Below are 21,186 nucleotides of genomic sequence, written 5' to 3'. Positions count from 1 at the left end.
GCCCGCCGGCGTGCAAGCCGCCGAGAGAGTGACATCGCGCCTCCGCTTGGGGTAGGGAGCAGCCAACGGAGGGTTATGCGTACCATCATATCGACCGTGCTGGCAGGCGGGCTGGCGCTCGCGGCTGTTTCACCGGCGGCGGCGCAGGACGATCCGCTGCCGCGCGCAAAGCCGATCGGCAATCCCGGCGCCTGGATTCCGGCCGGCGGCTACCCGCCTGCGGCGGCGGCGTCGCAGGAGGAGGGGCGCGTCGGATTCACGCTGACAATCGACGAGACCGGCCGCGTGTCCGATTGCAAGGTGACCGCGACGTCCGAATCGCCGCTGCTCGACGAAACGACGTGCAACTACCTGATCGCCAACGGCCGCTTTACGCCGCCGCGCGACAAGAAGAACAAGCCGGTGATGAGCCAATGGAGTTCATCGGTGACCTGGAAGCTCGAGACGCCGCCGCCTGCGCCACCCGCGACGCCGCCAGTCCCTGAGGCCAAAAAGTGACGACCTCCAAGGCGCTCATCGTTGCGTTCGCCTGCATCGCACTGCCTACTGTCGCGATGGCCGCAAAGGACAAATCGACACCCGTCGCGGCAAAAACCAATCCGGCGAACTGGTTTCCGGAAAGCGCTTATCCCGCAGAGGCGAAGCGCAAGGGAGAACAGGGCAGGGTGGTCGTCAAGCTCGCCATCGACAGCACCGGCACGCCGACCGGTTGCACGGTCGTTAGTAGCAGTGGGTCGGCCGGGCTCGACGAGGCAACCTGCAGGCTTGCGGTCACCAACGGGAAATTCCGTCCGGCAAGGGACGCCCAAGGACGCGCGACGATGGGCGAGATATCTCTCCCGGGCGTGCGCTGGATATTATCCCGGCCCCGCCTGAAGCTGGCAGGCCCATGGCGGGTCGCCGGAATCATGCAGATCGACCGCACCGGCAAGATAGTGTCGTGCCGCGATGAAATATCCGGACCCGCCCCCGCCGGGCTGTCGATATGTATGGAAAGCAAAACGGCGCCAGCTAATTTTGGGCTTTCCGTTCGCAGCGGAGCGGCTGCTGAGTTGGTCGAGGTGACGATGGAGACGTCGCTCGACATCGATGGCGATCAGCCGCTGGCGATGGATTATGAGAAAGAGGGTCGGGAACTCCTCCGGCTGGCCGAGCGCCACTACGATGTCGACGTGACGGGCGACCTGAAAAACTGCCGCGTCATCGCGCAGAGCGGGACAGAGGCCGACATCTGCTCGAACGCGCCGACGCCGTTTCAGCCGATCGAAAGGCCCCAAGGGCTGACGATGAACAGCGCTCTTTCGCGGGCGCCGATCAAGTGACGTTGCGTGATGCGATTGCACCCGGTGGCTGGGGTGACCATTTGGATTGGACGTTTGATCCCGCCCGCCTTATGCACCGCCCGTCAAAATCTTCGAGTTCGGCCCGCTTGAACCTGATCCTGCTCCTGTCTGCCCTGCTGTCCGCGCTTAGCGGCACGACGGGCGCGCGTGCGCCGGTGACGCCGGCGGCGTTGAGCAGCAGCGTCGCGGGCGTGGTTCGGGCGTCGGCAACCGCCGAGGCGCGCGTCGCCTCGCGACCGGCCCAGGCGATTGCCGGACCGGTTCACGCGCTGATCGCGATCCCGCGCCCCTTAGCGCTGATTGACGCAGTCCCCGCTTTTGCGAGCCGCCGGCGCGAATAGCGCTGGCCTAGCCACAACTTCGCGAACTTCATGGCGCGGTCCCGGCGGATCGTGCGCCCTCCATATTACGGGAATCATCATCATGCTCGGCGGACTCGCCAAATCCATCTTCGGGTCGTCCAACGACCGCTACGTCAAGTCTCTCGGGGGAATCGTCAACAAGATCAACGCGTTCGAACCGTCGCTTCAGGCGATGGACGATGCCACGCTTGCCAACCAGACGGTCAAGTTCCGCGAGCGGCTGGCCGGCGGCGAGAGCCTCGACGATCTGCTCCCCGAAGCGTTCGCAACGGTGCGCGAGGCGTCGGTGCGCGTACTCGGCATGCGCCATTTCGACGTCCAGATGATCGGCGGCATCGTGCTCCATCGCGGTGAGATCGCCGAGATGCGCACCGGCGAAGGCAAGACTTTGGTCGCGACGCTTTCGGTCTATCTCAACGCGCTCACCGAAAAGGGCGTCCACCTCATCACCGTCAACGACTACCTCGCCGCGCGCGACGCCGAGTGGATGGGGCGGATCTACAAGTTCCTCGGCATGACCGTCGGCGTCATCATCCCCAATCTGACCGATCACCAGCGCAAGCAGGCGTACGGCGCCGACATCACCTACGGCACCAACAACGAGTTCGGGTTCGATTATCTGCGCGACAACATGAAGTACGAGCGCGAGACGATGGTTCAGCGCCCGTTTTCGATGGCGATAGTCGACGAGGTCGATTCGGTGCTGATCGACGAAGCGCTCACGCCGTTGATCATTTCGGGCCCGACCGACGACAAGTCCGAGCTCTACAAGAGTGTCGATGCGATCGTGAAGCAGCTTGCCACCGATACGTATGAGAAGGACGAGAAGCAGAAGTCGGTCACGTTGACCGAGGACGGCACCGAGACGGTCGAGCGGATGCTCGAGGCGGGGGGGCTGCTCGAAGGCGACAATCTCTACGACTTCGAAAACACGCAGGTGGTCCATCACCTCAACCAGGCGCTACGCGCGAACATGATGTTCAAGCGCGACATCGACTACATCGTCAAGGACGGCAAGGTCATCATCATCGACGAATTCACCGGCCGCATGATGGACGGGCGGCGCTGGTCGGATGGCCTCCACCAGGCGGTGGAGGCCAAGGAAGGCGTCGAGATCGAGCCGGAGAACCAGACGATGGCCTCGATCACCTTCCAGAATTATTTCCGGATGTACCCCAAGCTCAGCGGCATGACCGGCACCGCGGCGACCGAAGCGGCGGAATTCTACGACATTTACAAGATGAACGTGGTGTCGATCCCGACCAATGTCCCCGTCAAGCGCGTCGACGAGGAGGATACCTTCTACAAGGACATCAACGACAAGTTCCGCGGTATCGCCAAGACGATCAAGGAGCATGCCGAACGCGGCCAGCCGATCCTGGTCGGCACGGTGTCGATCGAAAAGTCCGAAATGCTCTCCGAATTTCTCAACGAGGAAAAGGTCGAGCACAAGGTTCTAAACGCGCGCTATCACGAGATGGAAGCGCACATCGTCGCGCAGGCCGGGCGCAAGGGCGCGGTGACGATCGCGACCAACATGGCGGGCCGCGGCACCGATATTCAGCTTGGCGGCAACCTCGATTTCCGGGTCGAGGACGAGCTCGCCGAAATGCCCGAGGGGCCCGAACGCGACAAGGCGATCGAGCGGATCAAGCAGGAGATCGCCGCCGAGAAGCAGGAAGTGCTCGCTGCGGGCGGACTTTTCGTGCTCGGCACCGAGCGCCACGAAAGCCGCCGCATCGACAATCAGCTGCGCGGCCGATCGGGACGCCAGGGCGATCCGGGCCTGTCTCGCTTCTATCTCAGCCTCGACGACGATTTGCTGCGCATCTTCGGGCCGAACACCCTGTTCGCCAAGATGATGCGATCGAGCCTCGAGGACGGCGAAGCGCTGCCGCCGTCGCGCTGGATGTCGAAGGCGATCGAGACCGCGCAGAAAAAGGTCGAGGCGCGCAACTACGACGTCCGCAAGCAGGTGGTCGAGTATGACGACGTCATGAACGACCAGCGCAAGGTCGTGTACGAGCAGCGCGCCGACATCATGGATGCCGAAGCGGTCGGCGACGTGGTCGAGGACATGCGCGCCGAAACGGTCAATTCGATCGTCGGTGAATCGTGCCCGCCCGGCTCGTATCCGGAGCAATGGGACATCGAGGGGATCAAGGCCAAGGCTGCCGAACTGCTCGGCGTCCAGCCGCCGGTCGACGATTGGCTCAAGGAAGAGTCGGTCGATGTCGAGATGGTCGAGCAGCGCTTGCGCGAGGCGGCGGATACGCTGGTCGCCGGCAAGAGCAACGATATCGAGCCGGAGACCTGGACGAGCATCGAAAAATCGATCCTGCTCCAGAACCTCGATCATCACTGGAAGGAGCATCTCGCGACGCTCGACGCGCTGCGCCAGGTCATCCACTTGCGCGCCTATGCGCAGAAGACGCCGATCAACGAGTACAAGCAGGAAGCGTTCGCACTGTTCGAGCGCATGCTGACCTCGATTCGCGAGGACGTCACTCGGACGCTGGCGCACGCGCAGTTCCAGTTCCAGCCTACGCCCGAGCTGCCCGATCTGCCCGATTTCATCACGCAGCATTTCGATCCATTCTCGGGCGACGACGACACCAACGATTTCGATGGCGGCGCGCTGGGGACGGTGACGACGGCGATGCCGGCGCTGTCGATCGTCCGGCCCGAGCAGCCCGACCTCGGCACCGACCCCAAGGAATGGGAAGGCAAGGTCAGTCGCAACGCGCCGTGCCCGTGCGGGTCGGGGCTCAAGTACAAGCACTGCCACGGGCAGGTGGCCTGATACGAAAAAGGCCGGGGAGCGATCCCCGGCCTTTTCATTGCGTCGTGCCGGCGTAGGCCGGCACTGCTATATATGACATGGCGGCCCCGGCCTTCGCCGGGGCGACGCATTTATTTCGGCATCACCACCGAAGGCCCGATGTTCTCCATTACCGAGCGCGCGTCGAACGCGCGAACGTTGCCTTCGGGCTTCGGGCCCTTGCCCATCACGATCTCCGCGGTGGCTTCGTATTTCTCGACCGTGTTGATGTCGACGTCACGGTCGAAGAACGGGTCGCCCCAGAACGGATCCCACGAACGCCAGCCATAGCCGCGCCCGAAATACCGCCAGCGCGGGCCCCAGCCGCCATAGCCGAAGCCGTACCCGCCGCCGAAGCTCGGGGTCGCATAGGTCCGTTGCTTCTTGTCGGTATCGCGACCGGCCATGACGAAATAGTCATAGCCCTGTTGCACGGTCAGTTCGGCCGCGCGGAACAGCAGGTAGCGTTCGACCGTGTCGCGCGACGTCATCGTATTGCCGGCAAAGCTGACCTCGAACCGATTGGGCTCGATCTGTCGCTCGCTATAGCCCTCGCGCGAGAAGCCGCTGCCGGTCGCCGGGCGGTACGTCGTTTCGGTCATGCATCCGGCCAAGGCCAGCGTGGAAGCCGCGATCAGGCCGAGGGCCGACGCGCGGCGAAAGGAAAACGCCATCACACATCTCCGTTTATCGATGGTTCGAAACGACCCATCGTACCTACCACAGGTGGAACGCAGGATGAACGGTTTGGCTCCCCAAACCCTTCGCCGAAAGATTTTTGATCGATTTCAGCGATTTGCATGGAGAACGACGCTGGCTCCCTGAGTAGGATTCGAACCTACGGCCGCTCGATTAACAGTCGAGAGCTCTACCGCTGAGCTATCAGGGAACAGCGTCGAGGGGCGCTCTATAAACGGCGGACATGGCGATGCAAGCCCTATACACGCCGCGGCAAAGCCGCGCCGACGGCCGTCGCAAAAGCGACGCCGGCCGCGCTTGAGCGAGTCTTGCCGTAGCATGCGGCATGCCGCTCTACGCGAGGAACTGTTCCATCGTGATGCGGTCGTCGAGCGCGTGTTCGGGATCGAACAGCAAGGTCAGCTCGCGCGTGCGGTCGATCGCAATCGCCACTTCGGCGACCTCGCGGACCTCGCGCTGATCGGCAACCGCGGAGACCGGGCGTTTGTCGGGCTCGAGGACGCGAAGCCCGATCCGCGCCTTGTCGGGCAGGATCGCGCCGCGCCAGCGCCGCGGCCGGAACGCGGAGATCGGAGTCAGCGCGATCAGCGCGGAGCCCAGCGGCAGGATCGGGCCGTTGGCGGAGAGGTTGTACGCGGTCGATCCGGCGGGCGTCGCCGCGAGGATGCCGTCGCAAGCCAGTTCGGGCATCACGACGCGATCGTTGAGCGTCACTTCGAGCTTGGCGGTCTGGCGCGTTTCGCGGAGCAACGAGACTTCGTTGATCGCGGGCAACACGAACGTGTCACCGTTGACCGTCTGGGCCGTCATTTCGAGCGGGCTGACCTTGAACGGCTTGGTCCGTTCGAGCCGAGCGTCGAGGCCTTCGCAGCGCCACTCGTTCATCAGGAAACCGACGGTACCCAGGTTCATCCCGAACACCGGCACGGGATCGCCGCGCCGCTCGAGCATCGCATGCAAGGTCTGGAGCATATAGCCGTCGCCGCCGAGCGCGACGATCAGCTCGGCATCGTCGACATCGACCCAATCATAGGCGGCGCGCAGCTCTTGCTCGGCGGCCTGGGCAGGGTCGGTCGGCGAGGCGACCAAGGCCCGGCGAGTCATCCGCCGGTGACGCTCATGTGGCGCGCGACCGCAGGCGCCGATCCGGTGGCGATGCGGAAATCGTGGCGCGCCGGCTTGATCGCGATCGCCTCATCAATTGCGGCGTCGAGCGCCGCGGCGCCGCCATCGCGGAGCGCCGCCTTGAGATCGACCTGATCGTCATGCCCAAGGCACGAATAAAGTCGCCCCTCGGTCGTCAGCCGCACGCGGTTGCAGCCGTCGCAGAAATTGGCGGTGAGCGGTGAGATCAGCCCGAGCCGCGTATCGCCCCCGCCCACGCGCCAATAGCGCGCGGGGCCGCCCGACGTATGGCTGTCGCGAGTCAACTCGAAGGCTTCGGCAAGCTCGGAGAACACGTCGGTCAGGGGCAGGAAGCGGTCGGTGCGATCCTCGTCGATCGCGCCGAGCGGCATCGTTTCGATGAGGCTGAGGTCATGGCCCTGATCGACGCACCAGGCGAGCATCGGGGCGATCTCGTCGGCGTTGAAGTTCTTGAGCGCGACCATGTTGATCTTGACCGCCAGCCCCGCCTCCTTGGCCGCCGCGATGCCGTCGAGCACGCGGGTGACATCGCCGTGGCGAGTGATGTAGTGAAAGCGCTCGGGGTCCCGGCTGTCGAGGCTGACGTTGATGCGGCGCACGCCAGCGTCTTGGAGTGCCGCGGCATGATCGGCGAGCCGCATGCCGTTGGTGGTCAGCGTCAACTCGTCGAGCCCGCGGCCGATATGCCCGCCCAGCCGCCGCGCGAGATCGATCACGTCGCGCCGCACCAGCGGCTCGCCCCCGGTCAACCGGATCTTGGTCACCCCGCGCGCGATGAAGCGCTCGGCGATGATCGCGATTTCCTCGAGCGCGAGCAGCGCGCTCCTGGGCAGGAAGGTCATCTCCTCCGCCATGCAATAGCGGCAGCGCAGATCGCAGCGATCGGTCACCGACACGCGCAGATAGCTGATCGTGCGGCCGTGCCCATCTTTCAATGGATTGGCGATCAGGGCGGGGGAGGACGCCATCGCTGGGTGAGCTAGGGCGTCGGGCGAACCGCTGCAAGAGCGATCGTCGGCGATTGGCCGCCATGGAGGATGCGATGTTAACCCGGGCGTGGCTACACGGGCGCGCGATGAACATGCATCACGTTCCTGTGGGCGACCCGTTGCTGCTACTGTCGCCGCGGCGACACCACGAGCTGTCGGCGATCGCAACGGCTGCGGGGTGGCGTATGGCGACCGCGCAGCGCGACGGCTCGGCGCGCTTGGTGGTGCTCGATGCGCGCGAGGCGCTCGACGACGGCTTGGCGGCGGCTCCCGCGCTGGGCGATGCGGCGAGGGTGCATGGCGGCGCGGTGCTGGTGCTGGTGTCGAAACAGGATGTTGTGGCGCTCGATACGTTTCTCGCCGCCGGCGCGACGCATTTCCTCGTCAGCCCATTCGGCGACGAGGAATTCGCGCAGGCACTGCACTTTGCCTGGCGGCACGTCGAACGCCTTGCCGAGCAATCGCCTGGCGGAGCGCCGGGCGATCATTCGCTCGATCCGGACGCCGCACGCGACTGGATCGCGCAACGGCTGAATCACGGCGAGCCGGTTGGCGTCATTCTCGTCGCGCTGAGCCGGTTCGATCTCGTCAACAGCGGCTATGGCCAAGCCGCCGGCGACGCCTTGATCCACGCAGCCGAGCGCCGGATCGCCGCCGAAGCCGGGACCGTTCTGGCCAGCGATCACGTCGTCGCGCGCACCAAGGGCCCGGAATTCCTGCTGGCGTTCGACGGTGGCGCGGACTCCGAGACCTTGGCGCAGACGCTGTCGGCATCGTTCGCGCGCCCCTTTGCGATCGAGAGCGGGTTGGTTTCGGTCGGTGCGCGACTTGGTGTGGCGGTCGCGCGAGCCGGGGAGAGCGTCGACGCGTTGCTGCGCCGGGCAAACGACGCACTCGACGATGCCCGCATTTCGGACGGCGCCACAGTCCGTACCGCGGACGAGCCGGCGATCGCCGACGCGCTGTCGGTCGATTTGCGCCGCGCGATCGACGGCGGAGAAATCGCGGTGCTGTTCCAGCCGCAAGTCGCGATCGCCCCCGGGCGGATCGTCGGGGTCGAGGTGCTGGCGCGGTGGGAACATCCCAAGTTCGGCGCGGTCGGTGCCGATCTGCTGTTTGCCGCCGCCGATCGCGCCGATTTGGGCATCGCTTTGTCCGATCACATCCAGCGCCTGGCGCTGGCGACGGCCGCTGGTTGGCAAGCGCCGCTCAACGAGCTTCGCCTTGCGATCAACCTGACCGCCGCCGACATCGCCCGCCCCGGGTTCGTCGACATCTTCCTCGATCGCGTCGACTCGGTACGGTTCCCCCGCTCGCGGCTGACGGTCGAGATCACCGAGAGCGGGCTGATCGACGACCTCGGCGCCGCCGCGCAATTGCTGACCGACTTGCGCGACGCGGGCTGCCGAGTCGCGATCGACGATTTCGGCACGGGCTATTCGAGCCTTGCGTACTTGAAGGCGTTGCCGCTCGATTATCTCAAGATCGACAAGAAGCTCGCGCACGACATTACCGGCACCGTGCGCGACCGCGTCGTGGTGCGCGGCGTGATCGACATGGCGCGCTCGCTCGGCCTCGCGGTCATCGCCGAGGGAGTCGAGACCGAGGAGCAACTCGATCTCCTCGCCAAGGAAGGGTGCCAATATTATCAGGGCTTTCTGTGCGCGCCTCCCTTGACGGTCGAAGCGCTGGCTGCCCGGATCGCCGGGTGAGATCACCGCAACGCGCCGGAATATGGTGACTCGCGACATTCTCGATTGAGGCGCTCGACGAAGAGCGCGAGGTCGAGTTGGCCGACTAGGAAGCGATCCTCGCGCGCGCTGATCCGCGATGCGTTTGAGCTGCGCGCCGGCGCCCTTCGCCAGCATATCGAGCAGCACCAGCGCATCATCCTCGACCGGCTGCGCCGTGCGCCAATAGGCCCCGATCGCCGCGAAGGGTTCGCGGGCCCCTTTGCCGGGGCGGGGGTGACGGCCATCGCGGCCGTTGCTAGCGAGGTAGTATGGTGTCCATAACTGAAACTGCCACGGAAAACGATTTGATCGCCCAAGCCCGTACAGCGCTGGCGGTCGGCCGACTTTCAGATGCGCTGCAATGGGCCGAAGAAATCCTTCGCGAAGCGCCCGATCGCGACAACGCAATTGAGATCGCCGCGTTTGCCGAGCACGGACTCGGGCGGACCGCGGCGGCGGAATCGCGCCTCCGCGCGGCTCTGGCCGCGCAACCGGCACGGTCAATCACAATTGCGCTCGCCCGTCTACTGATGCTTCAGGGCCGAAGCCAGGAATCGGAGGCGATATGCCGCGAGGCGCTGAGCCTCGACCCCGACAATGGCGTGGCCCACGGGATGCTCGGCATGCGTTTGTCGGAACGGGACTCGCTCGTCGCTGGCGCCTGGCATCTGCGGCGGGCTGTCCAGATCGAAGGCCGAAACCCGGAGTTGCTGGCGGCGCTTGGGCACAATCTTATCAGGCAGGGCATGGTGGAGGCGGCGGAACCCCTGCTGCGCGAGGCGGTCGCGGCGATGCCGGATGCCCTGCTCGCCCGTGCGCACCACGTAGTCGCGCTGGAACGGTTGGGCCGCCTCGACGAGGCGTGGGCGGCATTCGCCAGCCTGAAGGCGGCTGCCGAAGATGCACGACAGGACGTGACAGGACAGGAATTGCTGTTGTGGGAGAGCTCGCCCGACTGGCGAACCGGGCTGGATTTGTTCGACCGCATCGATCCGACCCAAGGGGCGACGTTCCTGACGCGCGGCCGGTTGCGCGACAAAGCGGGGCGCTTCGGCGATGCCTGGGCGGACTTCGTCGAAGGAAAGCATCGAGTCGCCCAGGAAAACCGGTTGGCGTATGATCGCGTTGGCGTGGCCGGTCATCTCGACAAGTTGCGGACATTCTTCAGCGCCGAACGCATGGCGGCATTGCCGCGTGCGGCCGTGCGGCGGGACGTTCCTCAACCGATCTTCGTTCTGGGCTTCCCCCGCTCGGGCACGACGATGACCGAGCAATTGCTGACTAGCCATCCGGCAATCCGAGCGGGGGACGAACTGCCCTTTACCGGCGAACTGGTGGAATTCGCGGCAGGGCAGGTGGGGCGCTTCCCGGATGGGCTGGCGGCATTGGCTGGCGCGGATCGCCACCATCTCGTCACTGTGTTTCGCGATTTCTATCTCGCGCGTGCCGAGCAGCACGGGCTGCTTGCGCCCGGCGCTCAATGGTTCACTGACAAGATGCCGCTGAACGATACGTACCTGCCGCTGCTCCATCTGGCGTTTCCTGAATCCAAGGTCATCGTGGTCGGCCGCCATCCGCTCGACATCCTGGTCTCGGTGATGGGGCACAACCTTACGCACGGGTTCAACTGTGGCTTCCGCCTCGACACCGCCGCGGAGCATCTGGCGGCGGTGTCCGACCTGATGGAGGCGTGGAAGGCGATCGGGATACCGATCCATGATTTCGCGTACGAAAAATTCGTCGGGGATGCCGAAGGCGAGACTCGCCGTCTGATGGGGCATATCGGAATCGCGGTCGATCCGGCGCAGCGGCGCTTTCACGAAAACAAACGGCTCGCGCCGACGCCGAGCTACAATCAGGTCCAGCAGCCGCTGTACGACAAGTCGGTCGGGCGGTGGCGGAACTATGCCAGCGAACTGGCCCCGGTGAAGGCGGTCGTCGCTAAGGCGATGGAGCGCGGCGGCTACACCGCCTGACCGCGCATCGCGGCTAGCCAGCCGCTTTGGCGAGCCCTTTGGAGAGTTGCAGCGCGCCGTTGAGCCGCGCTTGCGGGTCGGGCCAGTCGCGGGTGATCACCAACCGGCTGTCGGGGCGGAGCTTGGCGACGCCTTTGAGGCGATCGACATAGGCGAGCAAGCCGTCGATGTTGGGCGGCTTGTCGTCGTGGAACGCGACCAGGGCGCCCTTCGGGCCCATATCGATCTTGGCGATGCAGGCCTGCTTGGCGTGGAGCTTGACCTCGACCAGCTTGACGAGGTTCTCGGTTGCCTCGGGCAGCGGCCCGAACCGGTCGATCAGTTCGGCGGCGAATGCCTCGATCCCGTTGGCATCGTCGAGCTCGTTCAGGCGGCGGTACAGCCCCATGCGGAGGTCGAGATCGGGGACGTAGTCCTCTGGGATCATAATCGGCGCGTCGACGGTGATCTGGGGGCTGAAGTCGCGCGGACGGTGGGCCAGCCCGCCTGCCTTGGCATCCATGATCGCTTCCTCGAGCATCGACTGGTAGAGTTCGTACCCGACCTCCCGGATATGTCCCGATTGCTCGTCGCCGAGCAGATTGCCCGCGCCGCGAATGTCGAGGTCGTAGCTCGCGAGCTGAAATCCCGCGCCGATCGTGTCGAGGTCGCTCAGCACCTTGAGGCGCTTGTCGGCGGTCTCGGTAACGATCCGATCGGGCGGGGTGGTCATGTAGGCATAGGCGCGAGTCTTCGACCGGCCCACGCGGCCGCGCAACTGGTATAGCTGGGCGAGGCCGAAGCGGTCGGCGCGGTGGATGATCATCGTGTTGGCGCTAGGGATATCGAGGCCGCTCTCGACGATCGTGGTCGAGACCAGCACCTCGAACTTCCTGTCGTAGAAGGCCGACATCCGCTCCTCGACCTCGCCCGCCCCCATCTGGCCGTGCGCGACGACGTAGCGGACTTCCGGCACGTGCTCGCGCAGGAATTCCTCGATCTCCGGTAAGTCCTTGATCCGCGGCGTGACGACGAAGCTCTGCCCGCCGCGGTAATGCTCACGCAGCAACGCTTCGCGCAGCACCACCGGGTCCCACGGCATGACGTATGTCCGCACCGCGAGCCGATCGACCGGTGGGGTCTGGATCACCGACAGCTCGCGAATGCCCGACATCGCCATCTGCAGCGTGCGCGGGATCGGCGTCGCGGTGAGCGTCAGGACGTGGACGTCGGCGCGCAAAGTTTTGAGGCGCTCCTTGTGCGTGACCCCGAACCGCTGCTCCTCATCGACCACGACCAGCCCGAGCCGCTTGAACTCGACCTGCTTGGCCAAGATCGCGTGCGTGCCGACGACAAGATCGATCGTGCCGTCGGCAAGGCCTTCGCGAGTCGCCTTGGCCTCGGCGGTGCCGACCAGCCGCGATAGTCGGCCGATGCGGATCGGAAAGCCTTCGAAGCGCGCGACGAAATTGTTGTAATGCTGGCGCGCGAGCAACGTGGTGGGGCAGACGATCGCGACTTGCTTGCCGGCCATCGCCGCGGCGAACGCGGCGCGCAAAGCCACCTCGGTCTTGCCGAACCCCACGTCGCCGACCACCAGCCGGTCCATCGGCTTGCCCGCCGCGAGATCGCGGAGCACGTCGTCGATCGCGCGGTCCTGGTCGTCGGTTTCCTCGTACGGAAAGCGGTCGACGAACGCCGGGTAGCCCGCTTCGTCGGGCTCAATCACGTCGCCGGGGTGGAGCGCGCGTTCCGCGGCGGTCGCGATCAACTCGCCGGCGATTTCGCGGATGCGCTCCTTCATCCGGCTCTTGCGGCGTTGCCATGCCTCGCCGCCGAGCCGGTCGAGCGTGCCTGCCTCGTCCGACCCGTAGCGGCTCAGTACCTCGAGATTTTCGACCGGAACGTAGAGCTTGTCGCCGCCGGCATAAGAGAGCGCGACGCAATCGTGCGGCGCTTGCTGGACCGGGATCTGGGTCAGGCCTTCATAGCGCCCGATGCCGTGATCCGCATGGACGACGAGGTCGCCGGGCGAGAGCGTGGTGAGTTCGGCGAGGAACGCGTCGGCGGATTTCTTGCGGCGATTGCGACGGACGAGCCGGTCGCCGAGCATGTCCTGCTCGGTCAGCAGCGCGACATCGGCCGAGGTGAAACCGTGCTCGAGCGGCAGGACGGTAAGCGCGACGCCTCGGCTGCCCGCGCCGAGCGCTTCCTGCCAGGTATCGACCATCACCGCGCCGGTCAGGTCATGATCCTTGAGCAGCCCGGCGAGGCGATCGCGCGATCCTGCCGAATAGCTGGCGAGGATCGGTTTCTTCTTGTCCTTGCGTAGCTTGTCGAGGTGTTCCACTACGGCTTCGTAGATGTTGACGCCGCTCGATCGCTCGGGCCCGAAGTCGCGCGGACCATCCACCGCGAAGTCGATGACGCTCGTGCTCTCGGGCTCGTGGAAGGTCGTGGTCAGGTGCGCCTTCGCCGCGGCGATGCGGCGAGCCCACTCGTCGGCGGTGAGATAGAGCGCATCGGCGGGCAGCGGCCGATAGCTGCCGGGATCGCCCGATTGCGCGCGGACTCGGTTAGCCTGATAGTCGGTGACCGCGTCGAAACGTTGCTCGGCCGCCGCGGGAACGCCGGCTTCGCGTACGACGACCGCGTCGCCGCCGATATTGTCGAACAGCGTTTCCAGCCGGTCCTCGAACAGCGGCAGCCAATGCTCCATCCCCGCGAGGCGACGGCCATCGCTAATCGCCTGGTAGAGCGGGTCGCCGGTCGCGGTGGCGCCGAACGTCTCGCGATAGCGCGCGCGAAACCGCTTGATCGATTCGTCGTCGAGCAACGCTTCGGACGCCGGCAGTAGCGTGAAGCCGTCGACTCGCCCGGTCGTGCGCTGGTCGGCTGCGTCGAACGTCCGCACCGATTCGATCTCGTCGCCGAAGAAATCGAGGCGCAGCGCCTGTTCCTCGCCGCTCGGGAACAGGTCGACCAGCCCGCCCCGAACCGCGAAATCGCCATGGTCGTGGACCGTGTCGGTGCGGACATAGCCGTTTGCCGAGAGTAATTCGGCGAGCTTGTCGCGCCCGATCCGTTCACCGGGCGCGAGCGTTGCCACGAGTTGGCGGATGCGGAACCGCGTCAGCGTGCGCTGGATCGCGGCGTTGGCGGTGGTGACGACGAGTTGCGGCCCCTTGGGCTTGGCCTGGAGCCGGTGCAGCGTGGCCAGCCGCTCCGCCATCACACGCAGGCTCGGCGAGGCGCGATCATAGGGCAGGCAGTCCCATGCCGAATACGCCAACACTTCGAGCTCGGGCGCGAAATAGCCCGCGGTGGCGGCAACGCTGCGCATTTCCGCTTCGTCGGGCGCGATCAGCACGACTCGACTCGGCGCCGCGCGCGCAAGATCCGCGAGCAGAACGGGCAAGAATCCGGCAGGCACGCCGGCGAGCGTCAGCGGCGCCTCGGCGGCGAGGATATTACGAGGATCAGTCATTCGGGTTTCGCGGCGACCGGTACGAAATCGAGGTGCTTCAGCCTGTCCATCATCGGCCCCTGCCAACGCGCGGGTACGCTTTGGGTGCCGATCGCCCAAGCCATGATGTCGACGTCCTGTTCTTCGAGCAGAGCCTCGAACCAGTCGAGCTGATCCGGCGTCCAGCTCTCGCCGTGGCGGTCGAAGAACCCGCCGATCATCAGATCGGCTTCCTTGGTGCCGCGATGCCAGGCGCGGAAGCGCAGGCGTTTGAGGCGAGTGTCCCGGTCCATGGTCTTCCAACGGCGATTGGCCGGCAGCGCTTTTCGGCGCAGTCGGCGTTTGACTTGTCGCGGTGCCAGCCCGCTCCCCACCCGACCTCCCCTATCGATACTGGCGTTGGGAGGTCGGGTGGGGGAGCGGGCTGGCACCGCACCGTTTCGGCGCAAGCCGAAACGCGATAAGCGTCCAAATAGTCATGCGCCCCGATATCCTCAACCCGCTGTTCGCCGAGGTGACGTCGTTGAAGGGCGTCGGCCCGGGGCTGGCCAAGCCGCTCGACAAGCTCGGGCTGCACCGCGTCGTCGATGTCGCGTTCCATCTGCCGACCGGGTTCATCGACCGCGTGCCACGCGACGAACTCGATATGACCGACGCGGGCCGCACGATCGCGATCACGCTGACCCCGGTCGATTATCGTGTCAGCGCCAGCCCGCGCGGGCCGACGCGAGTCCATGCGACCGATGCCAAGGGCAATTACGTCAGCCTGGTCTATTTCGGCGGGTCTTCCGGCTGGGTGAAGAAGCTGCTCCCGCTCGGCGAACCCAAGCGCGTGTCGGGCAAGCTCGAAAGCTATGGCGAGGATTTGCAGATCATCCATCCGGACCTGGGTGAAGCGGGGGAGGGCTTTCGCGAGCGCGAGGCGATCTATCCGCTGTCCGAAGGGCTGACGGCGCGGCGGCTGGGGCAACTCGCGCACCAGGCGGTCGAGCGCGCGCCGGTGCTGCCCGAATGGATCGAGCCTGGCGTGAAGGCCAAGCGCGAATGGCCCGACTGGCGCGACGCGCTTGTCGCCATCCATGCCGATCCGGCCGATGCGAAGGCGCGTGAACGGCTCGCTTATGACGAGCTGTTCGCCAACCAGCTCGCTTTCATGCTGGTGCGGCAATCGTCACGAGCGCGGCGCGGCAGGGCGCTGGCGGGCGACGGGCGGCTGCGCGACATCCTGCAACTGCCCTATTCGCCCACCAACGCGCAAGCGCGGACGATCCGCGAAATCGAGGGCGATTTGGCTCAGTCCGCGCCGATGCTGCGGCTGCTCCAGGGCGATGTCGGGTCGGGCAAGACTCTGGTCGCGACGATGGCGCTGCTGATGGCGGTCGAGGCAGGCGCGCAGGGGGCGTTCTTGGCACCGACCGAGATCCTCGCGCGCCAGCATTACGAAACGTTGCAGCGCATGCTCGCCGGATTGCCGGTCAATGTCGCGGTGCTGACAGGGCGCGATAAGGGCAGGGTGCGCGAATCGACGCTGATGGGGCTCGCCGACGGATCGATCCACATTCTGGTCGGAACGCACGCGATCTTCCAGGAGGCGGTGGCGTACAAGGACCTTGCGCTGGTGGTGGTCGACGAGCAGCACCGCTTCGGCGTTGCGCAACGGCTGCTGCTGCAGGGCAAGGGCAACGCGCCGCACTTGCTGGCTATGACCGCGACTCCGATCCCGCGCACCCTGACGCTTGCGCAATATGGCGAAATGGATGTTAGCCGGCTCGACGAGATGCCTCCGGGCCGCCAGCCGATCGAGACTCGCGTGGTGTCGGCGGATCGGCTGGGCGAAGTGGTCGAGGCGCTCGGCCGGCATATCGACAGCGGCGGCCAAGCCTATTGGGTGTGCCCGCTGGTCGAGGAATCGGAGAAGTCCGATCTCGCCGCCGCCGAAGCTCGGGCCGCTGCGCTGCAGTCGCGGTTCGGCGATCGTATCGGGCTCATTCACGGCCGCATGAAGCCGGCGGAGAAGGACGCGGTGATGGCGGCGTTCGCCAGTGGGCGGCTGAGCGTGCTGGTCGCGACGACAGTGATCGAGGTCGGGGTCGATGTGCCCAACGCCACGCTGATCGTGATCGAGCATGCCGATCGCTTCGGGCTCGCCCAGCTTCACCAATTGCGCGGGCGGGTGGGGCGCGGGTCGGAGAAGTCGAACTGTCTGCTGATCCGCGGCGGAACGCTGAGCGAAACGTCGCGGGCGCGGCTCGCGTTGATGCGCGAGACCAATGACGGGTTTCGCATTGCCGAGGAGGATTTGCGGCTGCGCGGGAGCGGTGAGATGCTCGGCACGCGGCAATCGGGCGAGCAGGGGTTCCGCCTCGCGACGCCCGAGCAATTGGGCGAGCTGCTGCCGATCGCCAACGACGATGCACGCCTGCTGGTCGACCGAGACGGCGGGCTCGACGGGCCCCGCGGGCAAGCGGCGCGGATTGCGCTCTATCTGTTCGAACGAGACGCGGGCGTGCAACTGCTGCGGTCGGGCTAGCGCACGCCCTTCAGCAACGCCGCGAGCAATTCGTAATATTCCGCCATCCCGATCGGCCGGTCGAGCTCGCAGCCGATCCGTCCGCCGAGCGACCAGCGCACCACCGCGGTGATGACGCCGACCACGGGCAAGGTGATGTGCAGCCGCTCGCCGACGGGGCGGTCGCCGACGACTCGCGCCATCAGCCCCTGCGCGGACATGTTGACGATCTGAATCGATAGCGGCTGGGCGTCGCCGCCATAGGCGCGCGCGCGATAATCGACCTCGTCGCGCGGCGCTTCGCGCTTTTCGGTAAAGGCCAGTGCGGTGGCGCCCATTGCCGGTGATTTCCTTTCGACTCCCCCGCTACGCGACTGCTTGTGAAGAGCTTGAAAAGGAACGTATTTAACGCGCGTTGACCAAGTTTCAGGTGGGCGTCAGCAGCCCGTGGTGCTTCTTGCCCGCCGACACGCGCACCGTATTTCCGGCCATCCTGATGGTAAGCAATTCGTTCGCCACTTTCTCGCCATCGACCCGCGCGCCGCCGCCGGCGATCAGTCGCCGCGCCTCGCCTTTCGAGGTGCAGAACCCCAATCCGATCAGCGCATCGACGATGTTGATCGCCTGCGGAACGGGCATCGTCGGCAAGTCTTCGCCCGCGCCGCCCTCGTCGAAAGTCTTGCGCGCGGTTTCGGCCGCCGACGCCGCCGCCGCCGCGCCGCGGCACATCGCGGTCGCGGCGTCGGCGAGCGCGACCTTGGCCTGGTTGATCTCCGCGCCTTCGAGCTTTTCCAGCCGTTCGATCTCCTCGAGCGGCAGGTCGGTGAACAACCGCAGCCTTTTGCCGACATCGCGATCGTCGGTGTTTCGCCAGAACTGCCAGTAATCGTAATGCGGCAACTGGTCCTCGTGCAGCCACACCGCGCCCGACACGGTCTTGCCCATCTTGCTGCCGTCGGCGTTAGTGATCAGCGGCGTCGTCACGGCGAACACTTCAGTGCCGTCGGCGCGGCGAGCGAGGTCGACGCCGTTGACGATGTTCCCCCATTGGTCCGACCCACCCATCTGCAAGCGGCAGCCCAGCCGCCGCGACAGTTCGAGGAAATCGTAACCCTGGAGGATCATGTAGTTGAACTCGAGGAACGACAGCGACTGCTCGCGATCGAGCCGCAGCTTGACCGAGTCGAAGCTGAGCATGCGGTTGACCGAGAAATAGCGCCCGATGTCGCGCAGGAAGGGCAGGTATTCGATGCGGTCGAGCCACTCGGCATTGTCGACTAGCACGGCGTCCGTGGCTCCGTCGCCGAAGCTCAGAAAGCGTTCGAAAATACGGCGGATCGAGGCGATGTTGCTGGCAATCGTGTCCTCGCCGAGCAGCTTGCGCGCTTCGTCCTTGAAGCTCGGATCCCCGACCTTGCTGGTCCCGCCGCCCATCAGCACGATCGGCTTGTGGCCGGCCTGCTGCAACCGCCTGAGCAGCATGATCGAGACGAGATTGCCGACATGAAGCGACGGCGCGGTGGCATCGAACCCGATATAGCCCGGCACGATCTGCTTCGCCGCGAGCGCGTCGAGCCCGGCCGCGTCGGTCATCTGGTGGATGTAACCACGCGCATCGAGCGTGCGGAGCAAGTCGGACTGATATGCGCTCATGATGCGCGCGCCGGTAGCACGGGGAGGGCGGCGGGCAAAGTTGTCGAAGTTTCCTTGGCTAGGTTCTTTCGCCGCCCATGGCTGCCGGCAGGGGCGGACCACGCGAGCATAATTGAGCGCGGCGATAAGAAGGCGGTCGTCGACCCGGCGCGCCGTGCCGACCAACTTGCCGCGACACAGCGTGGTTGCTCCTCGCCATTCATCGCGCGATCGAAGGCGAGTTCGAACGCGCGCGCGCTCGCCCTTCGGAAATTGCGCAGTCCCATGCGGCGGCGAAATCGGCGGCATCGGGACGCAGGCGTAACTTATAGGCAGATTTGGGCCGTGCACCCCACTGCCTTCGCCGCCGCCGCGACCACGCCCATCGCGCGGAGCAGCAGAATGAAATGGCGCTGCCGCTCGGGCGTCCAGCCATCGTGGCGCAGCTTGGTGGCCACTGGCGCGAAGGTGAGCGCGGAGTCGTCGGGGCCGAGATCGGCGAACGGTGAGCGCGGCTGCTCGGTCATCCGCCAGTATATTTCAGACGAAATCCTACATTGGAAGGGTTTGTTTGGCGACCCCTTGCATCCCATGGGGACATTCAGTTCGGCCGCCAGTGGCGCGTTCAGTGGTCGAAGTACTTCAAGACCAAAAAGAGAACGGCGACCACGCCAAGTGCCAATCCAGTCACGACTCCCGCAGCTGCTCCCCTCGGTAGCATTTTCTGCTCACCGACGGCCATCACAAGCTGTGCTGAGCCCGGTTCGCCCACTAAGAGGCAACCTCAGAAAGGTGCCTTCTGCATATCGTTCGACGATGCTGCCGACGCTCGATTAACCGGGTCGCGTCGATGACAACGTTCCCGAATCACCGACCCGGTCACTGGGCAGGCAATTGAGCATGTCGGAAGAGACATATTAATTCCGGCTGCTCGTCATTCAGCTCTCCCTCCTCGAACGAGCCGTAGACCTCCGTGAGGTCAAGCCCGGCTTCGGCCGCCAGCACGCTCAAATTTCGTTTTTCACGCATCGACATCGCTATTTCCGAGGTGAATCGATCGTAACAGCCGTTTTCGAGCAGAGTGAAACGTTCCTGAATGATTACCAGCTTATTGTTGTCATAGCTGCGGCCCTCGCAAATGAAGACACGGTCAAGCTCGGTCCAAGTCCGTCGCGGAAGAACGTGTTTTGCGTAGGGAGGATTGAAGGAATGGAGCAATAGCACGCCATCCTTAGCGAGCGAATTTGCTAGCATCCGCATGACACTTGGAGCTTCGGAATCGTCGAAATTGAAGGAGCTTTCCATGCAAATGATTACATCAAAACGCTGAGCAAAGCAGTAGCTGCGCACATCGGCGTGGATAAGCCGGGTGTCAGAGTTGACGGCGCCCGCTGCTAAAGCGAGGAGGCAGACACTGCTGTCGATACCCGTAAGCGTGTGACCGTCCTGGCTCAGGGCCGCCAAGTGGCGCCCTTGACCGCAGCAAAGATCGAGCAACGCGAGCGCGGGTCGCGTTAGTAGGCGCCGACGTATGAAAGCCACCTGCGCCTCGACGGACGACCCCCGCCGCCCCGTGGCGGCGAGAGTCGCGTAAACGTGGTCGAAATACTCCGACTCGGATTCAGGCAATCATCAGAACCGATTTAGGGGTAGGCTTTTTCTTATCAGGATGGCTTGGCGATTTAGCGGGATGCTGCGCTGGTTTCTTCGTGCCATCCTTGTCTTTGTCTTTGCCTTTGTCGTCGCACATTACGACTGCAGTGAGATCTTGGAGGCCACAGCGCTCGCCAAGTTCCTCGTCGACGTATTCGGTGCCAAATGTGGCCTTCCAGAGCGCCTCCGTGCGTTCGAACTTGTCGAGTAGAATTGTCTCTTCATCCTCGCTCGTACCGAAGCCTGGGTTGTGGTCGAGTATGTCGCCAAGAATAGCCACGCAGTCCGCCGAGTACGCCCTGGGATGTAGCATATGGAGATGCCATACCTCGTCGAGCAAACCGCTGGGCGCAAATGAGAGGTCTGGATTCATCGACTTCAAGTGAAGGAACATGCGGTAACGCTGAACGAGTTCTCCGACTAGAGCGCGGTCTAGCCCGGCGAGCGGCCCTCGTGCGCGGTGCGCGGCCTCTACGAGGTCGACGCTCAACTGGGGCAAATCTAGATTGTCAATTGACATAGCATGTACTCCATGGCCGACGATAAGCGAGACGCCTAACGCCTCCCAATACGTTGGCCGTCTTTTACTCGTCGTGCAAGACAAGTTTACGCCTGACTGGAAAGGGTTGTGATTGGCAATCTCTGGCCGCTAGGCAGATTCGTTGGTCTATTTGAGTCTATTTAGGCAAAGGGATTTTCTTCTTTTGTAAGGAAGGCTAGGATATGCCGCCGGAAACGATTGATGTTTCGCCGTGGCTTCAGTCATTTTTTCCGAGTCCAGCTGGTACCCGTCGGCAACCGTCGATATTCTGTTGGTGTAGTACAGCTTCCTAGGAGAAAGCGTGACCCGGTTCTCCAGCTGTCACACTTTGGCTGGC

The 21,186-nt window shown here is 64.8% G+C and carries 17 protein-coding genes and 1 tRNA gene; 7 read left to right on the top strand and 11 right to left on the bottom strand.

Annotated features, from left to right (window positions below; translation table 11 throughout):
* Positions 1–75: 75 nt before the first annotated feature.
* The 4 genes from VH326_RS04680 to secA all read left to right on the top strand — a co-directional run bounded on the left by VH326_RS04680 (position 76) and on the right by secA (position 4,508).
* Positions 76–498, top strand: a complete 423-nt coding sequence (locus VH326_RS04680; RefSeq protein ID WP_329630624.1) for a TonB family protein — start codon at positions 76–78, stop codon at positions 496–498.
* Positions 495–1,322: an energy transducer TonB gene (locus VH326_RS04675; RefSeq protein WP_329630623.1), complete on the top strand. Its 828-nt coding sequence runs from the start codon at positions 495–497 to the stop codon at positions 1,320–1,322. The genes VH326_RS04680 and VH326_RS04675 overlap by 4 nt, the downstream gene beginning before the upstream one ends.
* 107 nt (positions 1,323–1,429) lie before the next feature.
* On the top strand, positions 1,430–1,684 hold the full coding sequence (locus VH326_RS04670; RefSeq protein WP_329630622.1) for a hypothetical protein: 255 nt from the start codon (positions 1,430–1,432) through the stop codon (positions 1,682–1,684).
* A gap of 82 nt (positions 1,685–1,766) precedes the next feature.
* Complete coding sequence (secA, locus tag VH326_RS04665; protein WP_329630621.1) at positions 1,767–4,508, top strand: preprotein translocase subunit SecA; 2,742 nt, start codon at positions 1,767–1,769, stop codon at positions 4,506–4,508.
* Between the two features lie 110 nt (positions 4,509–4,618).
* Here the strand turns inward: secA and VH326_RS04660 are convergent, their stop codons facing one another.
* The 4 genes from VH326_RS04660 to moaA form a co-directional block, all read right to left on the bottom strand.
* Positions 4,619–5,200, bottom strand: a complete 582-nt coding sequence (locus VH326_RS04660; protein ID WP_329630620.1) for a CC0125/CC1285 family lipoprotein — start codon at positions 5,198–5,200, stop codon at positions 4,619–4,621.
* 140 nt (positions 5,201–5,340) lie between these two features.
* Positions 5,341–5,415 (bottom strand) — tRNA-Asn (locus VH326_RS04655).
* Positions 5,416–5,558: 143 nt separating this feature from the next.
* Complete coding sequence (locus VH326_RS04650) at positions 5,559–6,329, bottom strand: NAD kinase (protein WP_329630619.1); 771 nt, start codon at positions 6,327–6,329, stop codon at positions 5,559–5,561.
* Positions 6,326–7,339 carry a GTP 3',8-cyclase MoaA gene (gene moaA / locus VH326_RS04645; protein ID WP_329630618.1) on the bottom strand — a complete coding sequence of 338 codons (1,014 nt, stop codon included), beginning with the start codon at positions 7,337–7,339 and terminating at the stop codon, positions 6,326–6,328. The genes VH326_RS04650 and moaA overlap by 4 nt, the downstream gene beginning before the upstream one ends.
* 107 nt (positions 7,340–7,446) lie before the next feature.
* Here moaA and VH326_RS04640 point away from each other — a divergent pair, with 107 nt between their 5' ends.
* Positions 7,447–9,072, top strand: a complete 1,626-nt coding sequence (locus VH326_RS04640; RefSeq protein ID WP_329630617.1) for a GGDEF domain-containing phosphodiesterase — start codon at positions 7,447–7,449, stop codon at positions 9,070–9,072.
* A 326-nt stretch (positions 9,073–9,398) separates the two neighbouring features.
* Positions 9,399–11,069, top strand: coding sequence for a tetratricopeptide repeat-containing sulfotransferase family protein (locus VH326_RS04635; RefSeq protein WP_329630616.1), 1,671 nt, complete (start codon positions 9,399–9,401; stop codon positions 11,067–11,069).
* Between the two features lie 13 nt (positions 11,070–11,082).
* On the opposite strand, the gene mfd is transcribed toward VH326_RS04635, so the two are convergent.
* The gene (gene mfd, locus VH326_RS04630; RefSeq protein WP_329630615.1) at positions 11,083–14,535 is read right to left on the bottom strand and encodes a transcription-repair coupling factor; all 3,453 of its coding nucleotides are present in this window, start codon (positions 14,533–14,535) and stop codon (positions 11,083–11,085) included.
* Positions 14,532–14,807, bottom strand: coding sequence for a succinate dehydrogenase assembly factor 2 (locus VH326_RS04625; RefSeq protein WP_329630614.1), 276 nt, complete (start codon positions 14,805–14,807; stop codon positions 14,532–14,534). The genes mfd and VH326_RS04625 overlap by 4 nt, the downstream gene beginning before the upstream one ends.
* Before the next feature lie 185 nt (positions 14,808–14,992).
* Between VH326_RS04625 and recG the strand changes: the two genes are divergently transcribed.
* The gene (gene recG / locus VH326_RS04620) at positions 14,993–17,044 is read left to right on the top strand and encodes an ATP-dependent DNA helicase RecG (RefSeq protein WP_329630613.1); all 2,052 of its coding nucleotides are present in this window, start codon (positions 14,993–14,995) and stop codon (positions 17,042–17,044) included.
* Here recG and VH326_RS04615 read toward each other — a convergent pair.
* From VH326_RS04615 to VH326_RS04595, 5 genes are all read right to left on the bottom strand, one after another.
* A complete protein-coding gene (locus VH326_RS04615) occupies positions 17,041–17,361 on the bottom strand; it encodes a PilZ domain-containing protein (protein ID WP_329630612.1) in 321 nt (106 codons plus the stop codon). The genes recG and VH326_RS04615 overlap by 4 nt on opposite strands.
* A gap of 88 nt (positions 17,362–17,449) precedes the next feature.
* The gene (gene tyrS / locus VH326_RS04610; RefSeq protein WP_329630611.1) at positions 17,450–18,676 is read right to left on the bottom strand and encodes a tyrosine--tRNA ligase; all 1,227 of its coding nucleotides are present in this window, start codon (positions 18,674–18,676) and stop codon (positions 17,450–17,452) included.
* Between the two features lie 305 nt (positions 18,677–18,981).
* Complete coding sequence (locus tag VH326_RS04605) at positions 18,982–19,182, bottom strand: hypothetical protein (protein ID WP_329630610.1); 201 nt, start codon at positions 19,180–19,182, stop codon at positions 18,982–18,984.
* 352 nt (positions 19,183–19,534) lie between these two features.
* Positions 19,535–20,197 carry a class I SAM-dependent methyltransferase gene (locus VH326_RS04600; RefSeq protein ID WP_329630795.1) on the bottom strand — a complete coding sequence of 221 codons (663 nt, stop codon included), beginning with the start codon at positions 20,195–20,197 and terminating at the stop codon, positions 19,535–19,537.
* Between the two features lie 79 nt (positions 20,198–20,276).
* Positions 20,277–20,798, bottom strand: coding sequence for a glycine-rich domain-containing protein-like (locus VH326_RS04595; RefSeq protein WP_329630609.1), 522 nt, complete (start codon positions 20,796–20,798; stop codon positions 20,277–20,279).
* Positions 20,799–21,186 lie beyond the last annotated feature (388 nt).

The sequence above is a fragment of the Sphingomonas sp. genome (assembly GCF_036269755.1).
Taxonomy (GTDB): domain Bacteria; phylum Pseudomonadota; class Alphaproteobacteria; order Sphingomonadales; family Sphingomonadaceae; genus Sphingomonas.
This window is presented reverse-complemented; position numbering and strand designations above follow the sequence as displayed.

Excerpts from the sequence above, each read along its gene's own strand:
- VH326_RS04625 (WP_329630614.1), bottom strand. The coding sequence starts at position 14,807 with ATGGACCGGGACACTCGCCTCAAACGCCTGCGCTTCCGCGCCTGGCAT.
- secA (WP_329630621.1), top strand. The coding sequence starts at position 1,767 with ATGCTCGGCGGACTCGCCAAATCCATCTTCGGGTCGTCCAACGACCGC.
- VH326_RS04660 (WP_329630620.1), bottom strand. The coding sequence starts at position 5,200 with ATGGCGTTTTCCTTTCGCCGCGCGTCGGCCCTCGGCCTGATCGCGGCT.
- moaA (WP_329630618.1), bottom strand. The coding sequence starts at position 7,339 with ATGGCGTCCTCCCCCGCCCTGATCGCCAATCCATTGAAAGATGGGCAC.
- recG (WP_329630613.1), top strand. The coding sequence starts at position 14,993 with ATGCGCCCCGATATCCTCAACCCGCTGTTCGCCGAGGTGACGTCGTTG.
- mfd (WP_329630615.1), bottom strand. The coding sequence starts at position 14,535 with ATGACTGATCCTCGTAATATCCTCGCCGCCGAGGCGCCGCTGACGCTC.
- VH326_RS04650 (WP_329630619.1), bottom strand. The coding sequence starts at position 6,329 with ATGACTCGCCGGGCCTTGGTCGCCTCGCCGACCGACCCTGCCCAGGCC.
- VH326_RS04680 (WP_329630624.1), top strand. The coding sequence starts at position 76 with ATGCGTACCATCATATCGACCGTGCTGGCAGGCGGGCTGGCGCTCGCG.
- VH326_RS04640 (WP_329630617.1), top strand. The coding sequence starts at position 7,447 with ATGAACATGCATCACGTTCCTGTGGGCGACCCGTTGCTGCTACTGTCG.
- tyrS (WP_329630611.1), bottom strand. The coding sequence starts at position 18,676 with ATGAGCGCATATCAGTCCGACTTGCTCCGCACGCTCGATGCGCGTGGT.
- VH326_RS04605 (WP_329630610.1), bottom strand. The coding sequence starts at position 19,182 with ATGACCGAGCAGCCGCGCTCACCGTTCGCCGATCTCGGCCCCGACGAC.
- VH326_RS04615 (WP_329630612.1), bottom strand. The coding sequence starts at position 17,361 with ATGGGCGCCACCGCACTGGCCTTTACCGAAAAGCGCGAAGCGCCGCGC.